The following is a 15982-nucleotide window of genomic DNA, read 5'->3' as shown; positions in this document are numbered from 1 at the left end:
CAAAGAGCAGTATTTTTCAAGACAGTGTAAAATGCAACTCGATTGACTAAGATAGCATTAGAAAATGATGGAACTTGAGATATGAACGGAGAAAAAGTGCTAGGGTAACAATAGAACGCTGATGCACTATAACTGAACAGTGTTTAGGAGTGAATGTAACTATTTGGTGAGAATAAGTTTTAGAAAAAGACATAAAAAATCATAAGAATGGAAAGAAAACAATGACAATTTTTATATTTTTACTTGTGTTTAGTGTGATTGTCACTATTCACGAATTTGGACATTTTTATTTTGCGAAAAAATCAGGTGTTTTAGTAAGAGAATTTGCTATAGGTATGGGACCTAAAATTTTTGCAACACGTCACAATGGAACCACGTATACTATCCGTATGTTACCAATAGGGGGATATGTACGTTTAGCTGGGCGTGGGGATGATGTTGAGCCTTTGAAAGCTGGACAGATGATTACGATTGTTCAAGATGACAATCAGGTCGTACACACTATTAATACCAATACAAAAAAAATTATTGCTAATGCAGTTCCGTTTGAAGTGCATGCATCTGATTTAGAAAAAGAGATGATACTTACTGGAACTATGGTAGGAAATTCAGACATTGTGACTTTATCAGTATCAAAAGAAGCGACATTTATTGAAGAAAATGGGACAGAAATTCAAGTGGCACCCATTGAAAAACAAATAGAATCTATTCATCCCTTGAAAAAAATGTTAGTTAATTTTGCTGGACCTATGAACAACTTCATTTTAGGGATTGTATTGTTTATCTTATTTGCTTTCATCAGTGGGGGTGTAAGTGGGCAGTCTAACAAAATATCAGTCGTAGACAATAGCTCTGCATTGCTAGCAGGTATTCAAAATGGAGATAAAATTGTATCTGTTAATGGGCAAAGTACACCAACGTGGCAAAGTATTGTGCAAGAATTAGGAAAAGCTAAGGAAACTAACGTCCAGCAAGACGTAAGTATAGAAGTTGAAAAAGAAAATCAGACAAAGCATACGTATAAAGTTGTGTTACAAGACGGAAAAATAGGGGTGTCCCCTTATCATTATACAGATGTTATGAGTAAAATAACGTATGGGTTTACAGAATCTTGGCGAATTGCAACAAATATTTTTTCCGTTTTAGGCAATATGTTTACTAAAGGTTTGGATATTCAACAATTTGGTGGTCCAGTAGCGATTGCACAAACGACTGGTCAAGTGGCAGAACAAGGGTTTATTGCTGTTATTTGGTTTACTGCCATGCTAAGTATTAACTTAGGTATTATGAATTTGTTACCAATTCCTGTATTAGACGGTGGAAAAATTTTATTAAATAGTATTGAGCTTCTTCGTGGAAAACCAATCAGTCCTGAAAAAGAAATGATTGTGACTATGGTTGGTGCGGGAATTATGATAGTATTGGTTATTGCAGTAACATTCAACGATATTATGCGATTATTCCGTTAGTGACACCATCATCTGCTATTATGTGATTTGATATCCTCAGCAAATATGTAAGATAGTACTATTAACATGTCATAGGAAAATTAGTGGTATACGAAACATTCGTTACTAACTTAAACGGCTTTAAAATAGGTAGATGAATGCCTTAAATTAAAGCCGTTTTTTACTCTTAGTAGAGATAGACTTATCAATTTATCTCTTGTAGAACAAAAAATAAGGAAAATGATGTAGTAAAAATAACTTAAAATGCGTATATTATAGTGTCATATATGTTTTAAGAACTATGTTAATTGCTGAAAAATGTTTTTTATGGGAAGCTAATGTAAAGATGGTAATTAACCATTGTTTTAGGAAAATATATACTGCAATGCAGAGATATAAATAAGGCAGAATATAATACGGTGTCATTTTTACATGAAAAGATAATGTAAACGTACAGTTTTGTTACAATATAATCATCTTTTCTTGTATTTTTATGTAGAATTATTTAAAATAGAAAAGAGAAAAAGGAAAAGAAGAGGTAGTTATGGCGATTTTAGAAATTAAAGATTTACATGTGTCAATTGAAGATAAAGAAATTTTAAAAGGTGTCAATTTAACAATTAAAACAGGTGAAATTCATGCTGTTATGGGACCAAATGGAACAGGGAAATCCACACTTTCAGCGGCAATAATGGGACATCCTAGCTATACTGTAACACAGGGGGAAATTTTATTAGATGGTGAAAATGTTTTGGAAATGGAAGTAGATGAGCGTGGACGTGCTGGCTTATTTTTGGCTATGCAATATCCAAGTGAAATTGCTGGGATTACAAATGCTGAATTTATGCGTGCGGCTATAAACGCTCGTCGTTCAGAAGATGATAAAATATCAGTACGTGAGTTTATCCAAAAATTAGATGAAAAAATGGCTCTATTAGATATGCCGGAGGAAATGGCAGAACGCTATTTAAATGAAGGGTTTTCTGGTGGAGAAAAGAAAAGAAATGAGATTTTACAATTATTGATGATTGAACCAAGTTTTGCAATTTTAGATGAGATAGATTCTGGTTTAGATATTGATGCATTAAAAGTAGTATCTAAAGGTGTTAATGCTATGCGAGGAGAGGGATTTGGCTCATTGATTATCACACATTACCAACGTTTATTAAACTATATTGAGCCAGATATTGTGCATATTATGATGGGTGGAAAAATTGTCAAAACAGGTGATGCTAATCTAGCAAAACGCTTAGAAGCAGAGGGCTATAAAGGGATACGTGATGAATTAGGTTTAGATATTGAGATTGATGGTGAATAATATGGAACAATTAACCTTATTTTCAAAGACAAGACAAGAACCAGAATGGTTTTTACAAAGACGCTTAGACGCATATAAACAATTAGAAAAATTATCACTTCCTGTCATTGAACGTGTGAAATTTAACCGTTGGAAGTTATTTGATAAAACCTTAGAGAGTAAAGATCAAAGTGATGAGCGTGGATATGGTGTGTTGCCTAATTTAGATCATGATAAACCTATGATTATTCAATATGGGACACGTACTATTTTTGAACAACTCCCAATAGAATTAGTTGAGCAAGGTGTGATTTTAACGGACTTATTCACAGCTATGCATGATTATCCAGAATTAGTTCAAAAGTATTTGAATGGAGCTGTAAACTATAATGAAGATAAATTGACAGCATTTCATCAAGCATATATGAATAGCGGTTTGTTTTTATATGTGCCAAAGAATGTCGTGATTGATGAGCCTATTCAGGCTATACTTATTCAAGATAGCAGTGTTCAAGAATTATTTGCAAAGCATGTGCTTATTGTAGCCGATAGTAATAGCCAAGTGAGTTATGTTGAAAAATTAATGACATTTGGCACTAAGGAAAATTCTGTTAATATTGTTGTAGAAGTTATTGCTTTAGACGGTGCTAAAGTGAAATATGCAGCTATGGATAGATTGGCTCAAACAAGTGTTGCTTATGTTAATAGACGAGGCAATATTGGAAAAGATGCTAATGTTGATTGGGCGATTGGTGCATTAAATGACGGAAATCTTATAGCAGATTTTGATTCAGATTTAGTTGGAACAGGTGCAACAAGTCATATTAAAGTAGTGGCTATTTCTAGTGGTAAACAAATTCAAGGAATAGATACACGTGTTACAAATTATGCGAAACATTCTGTAGGGCATATTTTACAACACGGTGTGATCATGGATAAAGCGACTTTAACATTTAATGGTATAGGGCATATTATTAAAGGTGCAAAAGGAGCAGACGCTCAGCAAGAAAGCCGTGTGCTTATGCTTTCAGATAGCGCTAGAGGTGATGCTAATCCAATTTTATTAATTGATGAAAATGATGTGACTGCAGGACATGCTGCTAGTGTTGGACAAGTTGATGAAGAACAATTATTTTATTTAACAAGTCGAGGTATTCCACGTGTTCAAGCAGAAAAATTAGTTATTCGTGGTTTTTTAGGAACCGTTATTTCAGCTATTCCATTACAAAGTGTTCAACGTGAGTTAATTGATGTTATGGATAGCAAATTAGGTGAAGTATAGTGGATATAAGACAAGAATTTCCAATATTTAATCAGCTTGTAAACGATGAACCTTATGTTTATTTAGACAGTGCAGCTAGTGTACCTATGCCTTTATCTGTACAACAACGCATGACCCATTTTATGAATACAGATTATGCGAATGTTCATCGTGGTGTTTATACGCTTTCTCAAAGAGCAAGTGACCAATATGAACAGGTTAGACAGATTGTACAACAGTTTATTGGAGCTGAAAAAAGTTCAGAAATTGTGTTTACGAGTGGAACAACGGCAAGTTTGAATTTAGTAGCACAAAGTTTTGGGGAATATTTTGTTCAAGAAGATGATGAAATATTTGTGTCTGTGTTGGAACATCATGCTAATTTGATACCGTGGCAAGAATTAGCTAAGAGAAAACATGCAAAACTAGTGTACATGCCAGTGACTCAAGACGGATACATTGATGTGCATAAGGTGTCTTTTATGGTATCTCAACGCACAAAAATTATAGCTGTTACACAATGCAGTAATGTATTAGGCGTATGTAATGATATTGATACATTAAGTGACTTAGTGCATGCTAAGGGTGGTGTCATTGTTGTTGACGGTGCTCAAAGTGTTCCACATCGACACGTCAATGTGTCCAAATACGATTTTGTTGCTTTTAGTGGACATAAACTAGGAGGATTAACAGGAACAGGGGTGCTTTATGGAAAACATAAATGGTTGGAAGTGATGAAGCCTGTATTATTTGGTGGAGATATGATCAATCAAGTTGACAAATTCTCGAGTACATGGGCACAGGTACCGTATAAGTTTGAAGCAGGAACACCAAATATTCTAGGTGTCATTACTTTAGGTGAGAGTATCAAGTGGATACAAAATATTGGATTAGATACTATTGACAAGCATAATCGCCTTTTAACTGAACATTTACTAAATGGAATAAAAGATATTCAAGGATTGACAGTTTATGGCACAACTGATATGACGTTACGTCAGAGTATTGTGACGTTTAATCTAAATCCTATCCATCCACATGATGTAGCAACAGGATTAGATATGGAGGGTATTGCGCTTAGAGCAGGACATCATTGTGCACAGCCGTTAATGCGATATTTAAACGTATCATCAACAGTACGTGCAAGTGTGTATATTTATAATACGCTTGATGACATCGAACAGTTTATTATTGCTTTAAAACGTGTAAAGGAGTATTTTAAATGAGTGCCTTGTCAAAATTAGATCAATTATACCGACAAGTAATACTGGATCATTCACAAAATCCTAGACGGTATAATAAAGTTATTCCAGTAACAGATTATATAGAACTTAAAAATCCAACATGTGGAGATGTGATTACGGTGCAATTGGCTATTAAAGATAATTGTATTGTTGATGCAACATTTTTTGGAGAAGGATGTTCTATTAGTCGAGCAAGTGCCAGTATGCTTATGGAGAACATTATAGGAGATACTTTGCAACAGGCGAAATGTAAAGCTATCAATTTTTTTGAATTAGTGCAAGGACATCATAGTGATGTAGACTTGAAAGATGCAGAATTATTAGAAGGTGTGTCTAAATTTCCAGCTAGAATTCGTTGTGCAACATTAGCTTGGAAAGCATTAGAACACATTATTGATAAAAAAATAGAAGAATAGAGGTGTGCTATGAGTGAAGTGCCAGCACTATCTGAATATAAATTTGGATTTAAAGATGACGCTGAAATTTTATATTCCACAGGAAAAGGATTATCAGCAGATATTGTTAGAGATATTTCAAGTCGCAAAGGTGAGCCGGAATGGATGTTAGAGTACCGCTTGAAATCGTTAAATACATTCTATAAATTGGGACTGCCAACATGGGGTGCTGATTTATCAGAACTAGATTTTATGGATATTACATATTATCAAAGTGCTACAGAAAAAGTTGCACGCTCTTGGGATGATGTACCAGACAAAATTAAAGAAACTTTCGAACGTATTGGCATTCCTGAAGCTGAAAGAGCATATTTGGCTGGTGCAACAGTTCAATACGAATCACAAGCTGTGTATCATAGCATGAAAGCAGAATTTGAAAAACTAGGTATTATTTTTACAGATACAGATACTGCTTTACAAGAATACCCTGAATTATTCAAGGAATATTTTGGTACAGTTGTGCCTGCCAGTGATAATTTCGAGGCAGCGTTAAATTCTGCGGTATGGTCTGGTGGAACGTTTATTTATGTACCAAAGGGGGTTAAGTGTGATGTGCCTTTACAAACCTATTTCCGTATCAACAATGAGGGATCTGGACAATTTGAACGTACATTAATTATTGTTGATGAAGGTGCTAGTATCCATTACGTCGAGGGGTGTACTGCTCCTACTTATTCTAGTGCTAGTTTACATGCAGCTATTGTTGAAATTATTGTTAAAAAAGATGCGTATTGCCGTTATACAACAATCCAAAATTGGTCTAATAATGTATACAACTTAGTGACTAAGCGAGCTGTAGCTTATGAAGGGGCAACAATGGAATGGATTGACGGAAATTTAGGGGCAAAAACCACAATGAAATACCCAAGTGTCTATTTAAATGGACGTCATGCACGTGGAACAATGTTGTCTATTGCCTTTGCTGGAGCAGGACAAGTGCAAGATGCAGGAGCTAAAATGATTCATAATGCACCTCAAACGTCAAGTTCTATTGTGTCAAAATCTATTGCTAAAGACGGAGGTAAAGTTAACTATCGTGGACAAGTAACATTTGGGAAAAATTCCCAAGGATCTATTTCTCATATTGAATGTGATACCATTTTAGTGGACGATATTTCTAAATCTGATACTATTCCGTTTAATGAATTGCACAATGGAAAAGTGTCATTAGAACATGAAGCAAAAGTGTCAAAAGTATCTGAAGAGCAACTATTTTATTTAATGAGTCGTGGATTGAGCGAGAGTCAAGCGACTGAAATGATTATTATGGGATTTGTTGAACCTTTTACAAAAGAATTACCAATGGAGTATGCGGTTGAATTAAACCGATTGATTGCCTATGAAATGGAAGGCTCTGTTGGATAACAATGTTGTTCCTTTAATGAAAGGTGTCATTAAGCGTGTTGGCGAACAAAAAAGTTTGCCAACACGCTTATGTTTATACCATTATAATGTAACAAAGACACCTTATTCATTAAGGAGATTTTACTGTTTAAGATATTGGAAAACTGTTTAAATAGTATGTGAATAGATTGTTTTGTATGTGTAGTATAGAACTTGAAGGGATGATATACTTTATTATAGAGCAGTGCAACATTTATATGAGAGAATGTATAGCAGCCAATTTTTAGTTTATGCAAAGAAAAATAAGTGTTGCCATTTAATTGTCTCTATGTTTACATTGAGGAATAAAGTCATACGAGTAAAAAACAATATAGAGTGGGGTTGTATGTTAGTGAAAATATAGTGTGTAGTGATGTTTATTCTACTTAAATAAACAGGAGTAGTTAAAGTATGATTAAATAAGTGTAGGAATATCGACTAGAAATCTAGTCTATAACTAGAAACATTGTTCAATAAATAAGTGATGCATATTTATATGTTGCATAGAATATGATAGGTGTGTTTGGAAAATATTAGATAGAGAAGGAATATTATTTTTAGTGAGATGTAAATAGAATAACAGGTTTTCCTGTGGTCAGCGACAAAAAGTATTGACAAATTTTTGTATTAGGGATTTAATGGATATATTCGGTTCGTAAACCTTTACTTATAGGGGCTTTCTCCTATATAATGACGGTATAAAGCATGAGGAGGAAAAAACTTGGATTTTAACGTATTTAAGTTAATGGCATTATTTATGGAAGGAATGTTGTCGTTCTTTTCGCCGTGTATTATTCCGATTATTCCAATTTATTTGACGATGTTAGCAGGAAAAAAAGAATATGATGAACATGGGAATTTGATAATTAACCGAAAAAATAGCATAATTAATGCCTTGTTTTTTGTTGTTGGCATTGCGTTGACATTTTTCATTTTGGCTTTTGCAACGAGTTATATTAGTATATTTTTAAATACTCATATTGATACGATAAAAATGATAAGTGCTCTTTTAATTATTTTAATGGGACTGGTTCAAGTGGGAGCACTTCGTTTTACTTTCTTAAAAAGAGAGCGTTCATTAAAACATAAAATTAAAGCAACGCATGTGACGCCTTTGGTTGCATTATTAATGGGATTTACATTTAGTTTTTCATGGACACCGTGTATAGGACCGGTCTTAGCAAGTGTGTTCTTATATGCAAATACACATAGTGGATTGTTCAGTTATCTCCTCATTTTTGTCTATTCATTAGGATTTATTTTACCATTTATCATTGTGTCGTTATTTGCAACGAATTTGCTAAACATTCTGAAAAAACATCAATACGTGATTAAATATACGGTTATTATTTCAGGCGTTATATTAATTCTTATCGGAATATCTATCATTATAGGCAGTATGCATTATGTTATCATGAAATATTTTACAATATTTTAAAGGAGATTATATTATGAGAAAGACAATAAAGTACACATTCCCTATTTTGTTGTTCACAATATTAGGGTTAGCAGCGTGTCAAAATACATCAGACAAAAGTACGACAAATAGTACAGTTACTAAAATTGAACAGGCAAAATCTTATGATTTTAGCGTAAAAGATATGGATGGTAAGGGAGTCAAGTTGAGTGATTTTAAAGGGAAGAAAGTTTATATCAACGTATGGGCATCATGGTGTGGACCATGTATACATGAAATTCCAGAACTTGAAAAGACGTATCAAAAACATAAAGATGATGATAGTTTAGTCTTTTTATCTATTACGTATCCTAATGATGTAGAATTTCAAAATACTTTGCAAAGTAATGAAACAAAAAGCAGCATTTTAGGTGTTAAAGAACGTTTAGGTATCACGTATCCGATATTGTTTGATGTGAAAGATGATTTTATTAAAAACTATGGCATACGTGCATTTCCAACACATATTTTTATTAATAGTGATGGGACATTAAATGCACAAGTGTCTGGTATGATGACTATGGATATTTTAGAAGAAACTTTGCAAAAAATGAAATAGTTAGATTGAAGAAAAAATACGTATACAATAAATCGTGTTGGTGAACCAAAAGAATTTGCTAGCACGATTTTTTGTATAGTAACGTGAAACAAAACTATTGTTTCAACTAGTATTGTTTTTAGTACCACAAAAGAGTTTATTAACACAATTTTTTTATATAGTAAAGTGATATTCTTTGATTAAGAGAAAGAACACTCATGCTGACAACTTTTTTATTGCTGGCATGAGTGTTTTAAAATTTACATAATAGACAGTGTATGTGCTCTATTAAGAAAGTGCAGATACTGTAATTTGTGGGATAAGGGATTGAACAATATCTAAATCAATCACACCTATTCCTTTGTTCATTGCATTAGACATACCACATGCCATTGCAAGTTTTAAAATATCTTGAATTGGTAGTTGTTGAGAAAGTCCATGGCAAATACCAGCAACGGTTGAATCACCAGAACCTGTTGGATTAACTAGTTCAATTTTAGGAATAGTAATATCGTAAAATTGACCATTAAATTGTGCAATACCACCATCTTCACCCATAGATACCAATACGAATGGAATATGAGAAAAATGACCAGCTTTTAAATAGGCAATCACATCGTCTTTAGTATTAATAAGTTGGTGCGATAATTCAGACAGTTCTTTGGTGTTTGGTTTAATAAAATACGGTGCTTGTTTAGCTTTTAAAGCATTTTTTAGTTGAATTTGTGAGGCATCTAAAATAACTTTTATATCCGAACCGTATATACGATATAATGTGTCGATAAGTTCTGCATAAATATGTTCATTATCAGAAACGATAGAACCATTAATTGAGATGATATCTAATTTTTCTTGTGTATTTAAATTCTCAAGTGTTTGCAGTACTTTTTGGATTATTGTCTGATCAACTTTTGGACCTTTTTCGACCAATTCGGTATGGGTTCCGTTTGCCATAAAGGTCATTGCTGTACGAATTTCATCTTGAGTAGGAATTATGTGGACTGGAATATTATCTTTTGCCAGTTGGGCATTTAAAAATGACAAGTAGCTTCCTCCACCAATAGTGATTGCTGCAAAATTAGACTGTAGCGTACTTAATACACGGCTTGCGTTAATGCCTTTGCCACCAATCATTTTTATTGGATTAGATACACGATTATGTTCACCTTCTTTTAAGAAGTGATCTAAAAAATAAAGAAAATCAACAGATGGATTTAATGTTATTGTTACAATCATAATAATCTCCTTTTTATTATTTTTTGCTGCTATCACTTAAGAAAAAAGTGATAGGGCTAAATAAATCTAATTAAAGCATATCACAAAATCGTAAAGATTGGTATAGCTAATTTTTAGGTATGCTGATAATCAATTAATACGTATTTAAACGGCTTTCTAAATAACCTTGAGCAATAGCGTAAGTTGTACAAATGACCCAATATAAACATGCCACAACAATATAAACTGTCATGTAATCAGAATGTGATCCACCAACAATTTTTGCTTGATTAAACATATCAGGGACAGTAATCATGGCAGTTAATGAGGTACTTTTGACCATATCTAATAGCACATTACTTAAAGGAGGCAAAGCAATACGAGTAGCTTGAGGAATAATAATTTTACGATAAATAATAGGTTTATTTAGTCCTAGTGAATAAGCGGCATCCCATTGACCTTTTTGAATGGCTTGTAAAGATGAACGGATAATTTCTGAAAGATAGGCACTTGACATCATAGTAAATGCAATAATTGATGCAGTAATGGCATCAAATTGAATACCTGCAAACGGTAATCCATAATAGATGAGAAATAGAAGCACCATTAAAGGTGTGCCACGCATAAAGGAAATATGTATATGTGCCAAAGTGCGTAATATTCTCCATCTTGATAATTTCATTAATGCAATGAAAAATCCACAAATTGTACCTAGAAAAAAGCCGATTAATGAAAGTGATAATGTATAAGGTAAACCACTTAAAATAGTTGGTAATGCCTTGATAGCTAAGTCGGGATTAAAAATAGCGTCCCATTTCATAAATATTCTCCTTTTTTACTATATATTTTAAAAAATGGCTTTAAATAAAGGATTTTAAGTGCCTTATTTAAAGCCATTTAATGCTTGGGTATGAGCGTGTTAATTCAATATCATCTTAATTATTCTTTTGATGTGTCGATAACTGGTAAGTTTTTACCATGTTCAATAGGTTTTGATAAATCTTGTTTAGCATAATATTTTTCAGAAATTTGTTTTAATGTGCCGTCTTTTTTCATTTCTTGAATAACAGCATCTAGTTTTTCTTTTACACTATTGTCAACTTTTGTCATGACAATGGCTTGTTCTGTTGGGTTATATTGCACAGAACTTACTTTTACTTTAATATCTGGAAATGCTTTTTTAACCCATTCTACTGCAACAACTTGAGTGAAGTAATCGTTTGGAATGAAGTCAGTACGTCCAGTGTGTACATCACGTAAGTACACGTCATTCGTTACATTATCGTAAATGACAGGAATAGCACCAAGTTTTTCAGAAATTTTCATGTATTGTGTACCGGCACCACCACCTGCACGTTTTCCTTTCCAGTCACTTAAATCTGCTTTTTCAAGTCCAGAACTACCGTCTTCACGTACAATCATTCCACCTACAGAATATTTGTAAGGCTCAGACATATTGTATTTGTTTAAGCGATCTTTAGTAATATCGAAGTTATTTACTGCAATATCTACCACACCACTATCAACAGATGTAAATGCTTCGGCAACGCCGATTTGTACAAATTCAACAGAAACATTTAAACGTTTGCCTATTTCTTTTAACATCTCAATTTCATAACCAACTAACTCTTTTTTGTCGTTATAATAAGATGTTGGGAATAAAGTTCCTGGTGTAGCTACTTTTAGTGTGCCACGTTCTTGGATTTTCTCCCATGTGGTTTTTGTTTGTGGTTGGTTCTGAGAACATGCACCTAAAATGAATATGCTAATTAAAGCAAAAAAACTAAAAATTTTCTTCATAGTGTTACCTCCTTGATAATATACACATTATAGCAAAATAATAACAGAAGTCAACACAAAAATAATACAGATTTTAGTTGTTAAAATAGAGTTTATATGTGTTATAACACAAAAATAAATTTTGTTATATAACAGATTTTTGTGGTTTTTTGCGATAGATTATAAATAAAATACATAAGAGTTAAGGTATTAAAGTTGTAATTTTATGAATCACGTATTATGATAAATTTTGTTATAAACAAGGAGGAAAACACATGAATCAAGTAGATTATATTGTTATCGGTGGCGGAAGTGGCGGGATTGCTTCTGCAAATCGTGCAGCAATGTATGGGGCTAAAGTTGTTGTCATTGAGGGAAATCTTTTAGGGGGAACATGTGTCAATGTAGGGTGTGTGCCTAAAAAAATTATGTGGTATGGGGCACAAATTGCAGATACGTTAAATTTGTATAAACAAGCCTATGGATTTAGTGGAGAACAAGATACATTAAATTTTGATATTTTATTGAAAAATAGAGAAGCATACATTCAACGGGCTAGACATTCTTATGCGAATAGTTTTGTTAATAATGGCATAACGTTTATTAAAGGATATGCTAAATTTTTAGATAATCATACTGTTGAAGTAAATGGAGAACAGTATACAGCACCACATATTTTAATCGCAACAGGCTCTAGCCCTAAAGTGCCTAATATTCCCGGTGCTGAATTTGGAGAAACATCAAATGAATTTTTTGAGTGGACGAGTTTACCAAAGAGTGTAGCGATTGTGGGAGCTGGTTATATTGCAGTAGAACTTGCTGGAGTGCTAAATAGTTTTGGGGTACATGTTCATTTGATTATACGTTCTAATATGCCGCTTCGCCAATTTGATGATATGCTTTCTCAAACTTTATATGAAGAATTGGTAAATAGCGGTGTAAGCGTACATCAGTATGCAACACCTGTATCTGTAACAAAACAGAAAAACGGCATGTTAACTCTTGCCACGGAAAGTTTAGAAAATATTCAAGTCGAGCGTTTAATTTGGGCAATCGGAAGACAGCCAAATGTATCTAAATTAGGATTGGAAAATACGCAAATTGCTTTAGATACTAAAGGATACGTTCAAGTAGATGACTATCAAAACACAACTGTAGAAGGAGTGTATGCTCTTGGAGATGTTATTGATAAAGCTGCTTTAACACCGGTAGCTATTGCTGCTGGACGTGCATTGTCTGAACGCTTATTTAATGGAAAAACACATGCAAAATTTGATTATACGCTTATTCCAACTGTTATTTTTTCACATCCAGCAATCGGAACAGTTGGCCTTAGCGAAAAAGAAGCGATTCAAATGTATGGAAAAGAAAATATTAAAGTGTATCAAACGTCATTTACGTCTATGTATACGGCTGTGACTAATCATAGACAAAGTGTAAAAATGAAATTGATTACACAAGGAGAGGATGAAAAAGTAATCGGTCTGCATGGAATCGGGTATGGTGTAGATGAAATGGTTCAAGGATTTGCTGTAGCCATGAGAATGGGAGCAACTAAGGCAGATTTTGATCGTACAGTTGCTATTCACCCGACAGGTTCAGAAGAATTTGTGACGATGCGTTAATCGAAAATAATGAGAAAAGTAGCCTATATCAATGTATGATTGTGCTACTTTTTTTATTGAGATGATAACTGTAGGAAATAATAGTCCGAATGTTTAGCTTAGAATAGCCACTTTGTAGATAACACAAAATAGATTTTTATAAAGAGAATGGATATTGGAAAAATTATTGTAGAAATATGGTAACTTTCTAGTGGGATTGTAAAAATATACAAAAATGATTTTAGGCAGAAAGACATATAAAATTGTAGAGTAGCAACAAGATTATAGTTTTTGTAACCAAACTATAATAGATAAGAGAAAATAATATGATGTATGTAAGGATATGGATGCATATAAAAGAATTGTGATGGAGAGTATCTAGGTGTAGAGGTAAAATAAAAAATAGCATGGAATCAACACGTCTTTAGTTGATTTCATGCTTTTGTGTTATGGATAATATGAGACGGTTAATGTCGAATTTTATATCAATAATAAAAAACGACAACATTATTCTAACTTTTTGCTTTATGTTATAAATTTTGTATAAAGTATATACAATTGTCAATCAGTGTATATTTTATACTTCTGTACTGAGCTGCCAATTTACACCAAATTGATCCGTTAAGTTTCCGTAAGCAGGGCTCCATGGAACAGCTTGTAAAGGCATGCCTATATTTTTTGCATTATGTGAGAGTTTCTCAAAGAAACGCTGAGTTGTTGCCACATCATCACTAATTAAAGCAATTGAAACTTGATGACCTAGTTGATAGTCAAACATATTAGGATTGTTATCAGATAGCATAATACGCTTGCCATCAACAAGTAGTTGAGCATTCATGACATAATCTTTCATATCACTAGGACATTCTGGCCAATTATTTCCAAATGTTTCGTAAGAAATAACTTCAGCTTGTAGAGCATCTTTATAAAATGCTACAGCTTCAGAACCGTTTCCGTTTGTGATAATATATGCTTCAATAGATTTTAACATGTAGGGTTTCTCCTTTCTTCGTTAGTGGAAATGTTCATTGTATAATTAAATACATAATTTGTCAATAAATTTGTACAGTTAGTTATTTTGAGTATAGGACTATTATGAGTAGACAACCAAATATATATTTGTTATAATCCGAATATATTAGGAAAAAATATATTAGTACAGAAATGAATATGATACGTTTGCTTATGTCATAAACGATATTCAAATTTGGATTAATAGTCAAAAAATTGTAAAGGAGAGATGAAAAGATTGAGTAGAGTTGAACTAAAGAATGCCATTTTTGGTTACTCTAAAAAGAGTGTGCATGTGTTGCAACAAAAATGGGACGAAGATAAAACAATGCTCGAAAGACAATTAAAAGACAAAGATCAAGTGATTGAAAAAATGCAACAAGAAATTTTGTCTTATCGAAAAAAAGAGCTGCTTATATCCGAGTCGATTTTAGAAGCCAAAGATATGGCTAGGGATATTGTGTTAAGTGCTGAAAAGAGTGCTGAAAAACTGAAGAATGAAACAGTAGAAAAATTGAATCAACAAGTGGCTGAGCATGAAGTTGTTATGCAACGATTACATGCACTAAAACATGATATGATTACGCAAGAAAAAGGGCTAAAACATGAATTAATGGACGTGTTAGCCAAATATATGACTCACTTGGAGAGTGTGGATATGTCAGAGTTTGCCAGTCATGCACAAATGATGAAAAGTGTTGAGCAAACGCAACAAGAGTTAGTGCAAAATGCAAAAAATATTAGTAAAAAAGTAGTCGTTTTGCCAACAAGACAGCAGAGCATTCAAGAAGCTGATATGCCTATTTATACATTTAAATAGTGCTAAAGGTAAGGTGATGTCATGGATATAAATCAATCATTTCAGGATATATTAGCTAGAGAAAATTTTGTGTTAAAACAAACAGAAGAAGACACACAGTGGGTATATCAAGGCAAACTTATGGCAAGTGAATATCATGTTATTGACTTTGCGGTTTCTTTAACTAAAGGAGAGCAAAAAGGGGTATGTCAAATCGTGTTTCACAATTTAGCATGTTGTCAGAAGTTTGAGGATAGAGAGAAATGGTTACAGTTTATCAATAACTGGAACGTCACACAGGGTATTTATTATTATTTATGTTTGGGATTAGATGGTAGAATTTTTTTAAGGTATGTTAGTGAGGTACATGGACAGATGCAAGTTGTTTATGATACGTTACAAACGGGGAGTTCATTAGTAAAAAAATTGTTGGTAGACTTGAGCAATCAGTTTGGAGCAACAGTTATTTTTTAATATAAAAATATAAGGAGA

At 33.1% G+C, this 15982-nt stretch carries 16 protein-coding genes; 12 read left to right on the top strand and 4 right to left on the bottom strand.

The window, feature by feature from the left end; translation table 11 throughout:
* Positions 1-221: 221 nt before the first annotated feature.
* The 9 genes from rseP to E4T68_RS00550 all read left to right on the top strand — a co-directional run bounded on the left by rseP (position 222) and on the right by E4T68_RS00550 (position 9103).
* Entirely contained in the window at positions 222-1469 is a 1248-nt protein-coding gene (rseP, locus tag E4T68_RS00585; protein ID WP_135123076.1) for an RIP metalloprotease RseP, read from the top strand.
* A gap of 523 nt (positions 1470-1992) precedes the next feature.
* A complete protein-coding gene (sufC, locus tag E4T68_RS00580; protein WP_135123074.1) occupies positions 1993-2766 on the top strand; it encodes a Fe-S cluster assembly ATPase SufC in 774 nt (257 codons plus the stop codon).
* A gap of 1 nt (position 2767) precedes the next feature.
* Entirely contained in the window at positions 2768-4027 is a 1260-nt protein-coding gene (sufD, locus tag E4T68_RS00575) for a Fe-S cluster assembly protein SufD (protein ID WP_228099198.1), read from the top strand.
* Positions 4027-5232 carry an aminotransferase class V-fold PLP-dependent enzyme gene (locus E4T68_RS00570; protein WP_370543838.1) on the top strand — a complete coding sequence of 402 codons (1206 nt, stop codon included), beginning with the start codon at positions 4027-4029 and terminating at the stop codon, positions 5230-5232. The genes sufD and E4T68_RS00570 overlap by 1 nt, the downstream gene beginning before the upstream one ends.
* Complete coding sequence (gene sufU / locus E4T68_RS00565; RefSeq protein WP_135123070.1) at positions 5229-5666, top strand: Fe-S cluster assembly sulfur transfer protein SufU; 438 nt, start codon at positions 5229-5231, stop codon at positions 5664-5666. The genes E4T68_RS00570 and sufU overlap by 4 nt, the downstream gene beginning before the upstream one ends.
* A 9-nt stretch (positions 5667-5675) precedes the next feature.
* Positions 5676-7070, top strand: a complete 1395-nt coding sequence (gene sufB / locus E4T68_RS00560; RefSeq protein WP_135123068.1) for a Fe-S cluster assembly protein SufB — start codon at positions 5676-5678, stop codon at positions 7068-7070.
* Positions 7063-7221 carry a hypothetical protein gene (locus tag E4T68_RS09210; protein ID WP_167753751.1) on the top strand — a complete coding sequence of 53 codons (159 nt, stop codon included), beginning with the start codon at positions 7063-7065 and terminating at the stop codon, positions 7219-7221. The genes sufB and E4T68_RS09210 overlap by 8 nt, the downstream gene beginning before the upstream one ends.
* 588 nt (positions 7222-7809) lie before the next feature.
* Positions 7810-8526 (top strand): cytochrome c biogenesis CcdA family protein, encoded by a 717-nt coding sequence (locus tag E4T68_RS00555; RefSeq protein ID WP_370543837.1) that lies wholly within the window; start codon positions 7810-7812, stop codon positions 8524-8526.
* 13 nt (positions 8527-8539) lie between these two features.
* On the top strand, positions 8540-9103 hold the full coding sequence (locus E4T68_RS00550) for a redoxin family protein (RefSeq protein ID WP_135123066.1): 564 nt from the start codon (positions 8540-8542) through the stop codon (positions 9101-9103).
* Between the two features lie 267 nt (positions 9104-9370).
* Here the strand turns inward: E4T68_RS00550 and E4T68_RS00545 are convergent, their stop codons facing one another.
* The 3 genes from E4T68_RS00545 to E4T68_RS00535 form a co-directional block, all read right to left on the bottom strand.
* On the bottom strand, positions 9371-10318 hold the full coding sequence (locus tag E4T68_RS00545; RefSeq protein ID WP_135123064.1) for a 1-phosphofructokinase family hexose kinase: 948 nt from the start codon (positions 10316-10318) through the stop codon (positions 9371-9373).
* Between the two features lie 133 nt (positions 10319-10451).
* Entirely contained in the window at positions 10452-11117 is a 666-nt protein-coding gene (locus tag E4T68_RS00540; RefSeq protein WP_167753750.1) for an amino acid ABC transporter permease, read from the bottom strand.
* A 119-nt stretch (positions 11118-11236) separates the two neighbouring features.
* The gene (locus E4T68_RS00535; RefSeq protein ID WP_135123060.1) at positions 11237-12097 is read right to left on the bottom strand and encodes a transporter substrate-binding domain-containing protein; all 861 of its coding nucleotides are present in this window, start codon (positions 12095-12097) and stop codon (positions 11237-11239) included.
* A gap of 254 nt (positions 12098-12351) precedes the next feature.
* Between E4T68_RS00535 and gorA the strand changes: the two genes are divergently transcribed.
* On the top strand, positions 12352-13701 hold the full coding sequence (gene gorA, locus E4T68_RS00530) for a glutathione-disulfide reductase (protein ID WP_135123058.1): 1350 nt from the start codon (positions 12352-12354) through the stop codon (positions 13699-13701).
* A gap of 556 nt (positions 13702-14257) precedes the next feature.
* On the opposite strand, the gene E4T68_RS00525 is transcribed toward gorA, so the two are convergent.
* Positions 14258-14671 carry a VOC family protein gene (locus E4T68_RS00525; protein WP_135123056.1) on the bottom strand — a complete coding sequence of 138 codons (414 nt, stop codon included), beginning with the start codon at positions 14669-14671 and terminating at the stop codon, positions 14258-14260.
* A 249-nt stretch (positions 14672-14920) separates the two neighbouring features.
* On the opposite strand from E4T68_RS00525, the gene E4T68_RS00520 reads away from it, so the two are divergent.
* Positions 14921-15511, top strand: coding sequence for a hypothetical protein (locus E4T68_RS00520; protein ID WP_135123054.1), 591 nt, complete (start codon positions 14921-14923; stop codon positions 15509-15511).
* Between the two features lie 21 nt (positions 15512-15532).
* Positions 15533-15964: a hypothetical protein gene (locus tag E4T68_RS00515; RefSeq protein ID WP_135123052.1), complete on the top strand. Its 432-nt coding sequence runs from the start codon at positions 15533-15535 to the stop codon at positions 15962-15964.
* Positions 15965-15982 lie beyond the last annotated feature (18 nt).

Origin of the sequence: Granulicatella sp. WM01 (genome assembly GCF_004570605.1) — a bacterium.
Taxonomy (GTDB): Bacteria; Bacillota; Bacilli; order Lactobacillales; family Aerococcaceae; genus WM01.
The sequence above is the reverse complement of the archived record's forward strand: the minus strand, read 5'-3'. Positions and strand labels throughout refer to the sequence as shown.

Coding starts and splice junctions, on each gene's coding strand:
- E4T68_RS00545 (WP_135123064.1), bottom strand. CDS start 10,318: ATGATTGTAACAATAACATTAAATCCATCTGTTGATTTTCTTTATTTT.
- E4T68_RS00535 (WP_135123060.1), bottom strand. CDS start 12,097: ATGAAGAAAATTTTTAGTTTTTTTGCTTTAATTAGCATATTCATTTTA.
- sufU (WP_135123070.1), top strand. CDS start 5,229: ATGAGTGCCTTGTCAAAATTAGATCAATTATACCGACAAGTAATACTG.
- E4T68_RS00515 (WP_135123052.1), top strand. CDS start 15,533: ATGGATATAAATCAATCATTTCAGGATATATTAGCTAGAGAAAATTTT.
- sufD (WP_228099198.1), top strand. CDS start 2,768: ATGGAACAATTAACCTTATTTTCAAAGACAAGACAAGAACCAGAATGG.
- rseP (WP_135123076.1), top strand. CDS start 222: ATGACAATTTTTATATTTTTACTTGTGTTTAGTGTGATTGTCACTATT.
- sufB (WP_135123068.1), top strand. CDS start 5,676: ATGAGTGAAGTGCCAGCACTATCTGAATATAAATTTGGATTTAAAGAT.
- E4T68_RS00520 (WP_135123054.1), top strand. CDS start 14,921: ATGAAAAGATTGAGTAGAGTTGAACTAAAGAATGCCATTTTTGGTTAC.
- E4T68_RS00540 (WP_167753750.1), bottom strand. CDS start 11,117: ATGAAATGGGACGCTATTTTTAATCCCGACTTAGCTATCAAGGCATTA.
- E4T68_RS00550 (WP_135123066.1), top strand. CDS start 8,540: ATGAGAAAGACAATAAAGTACACATTCCCTATTTTGTTGTTCACAATA.
- gorA (WP_135123058.1), top strand. CDS start 12,352: ATGAATCAAGTAGATTATATTGTTATCGGTGGCGGAAGTGGCGGGATT.
- E4T68_RS00525 (WP_135123056.1), bottom strand. CDS start 14,671: ATGTTAAAATCTATTGAAGCATATATTATCACAAACGGAAACGGTTCT.
- sufC (WP_135123074.1), top strand. CDS start 1,993: ATGGCGATTTTAGAAATTAAAGATTTACATGTGTCAATTGAAGATAAA.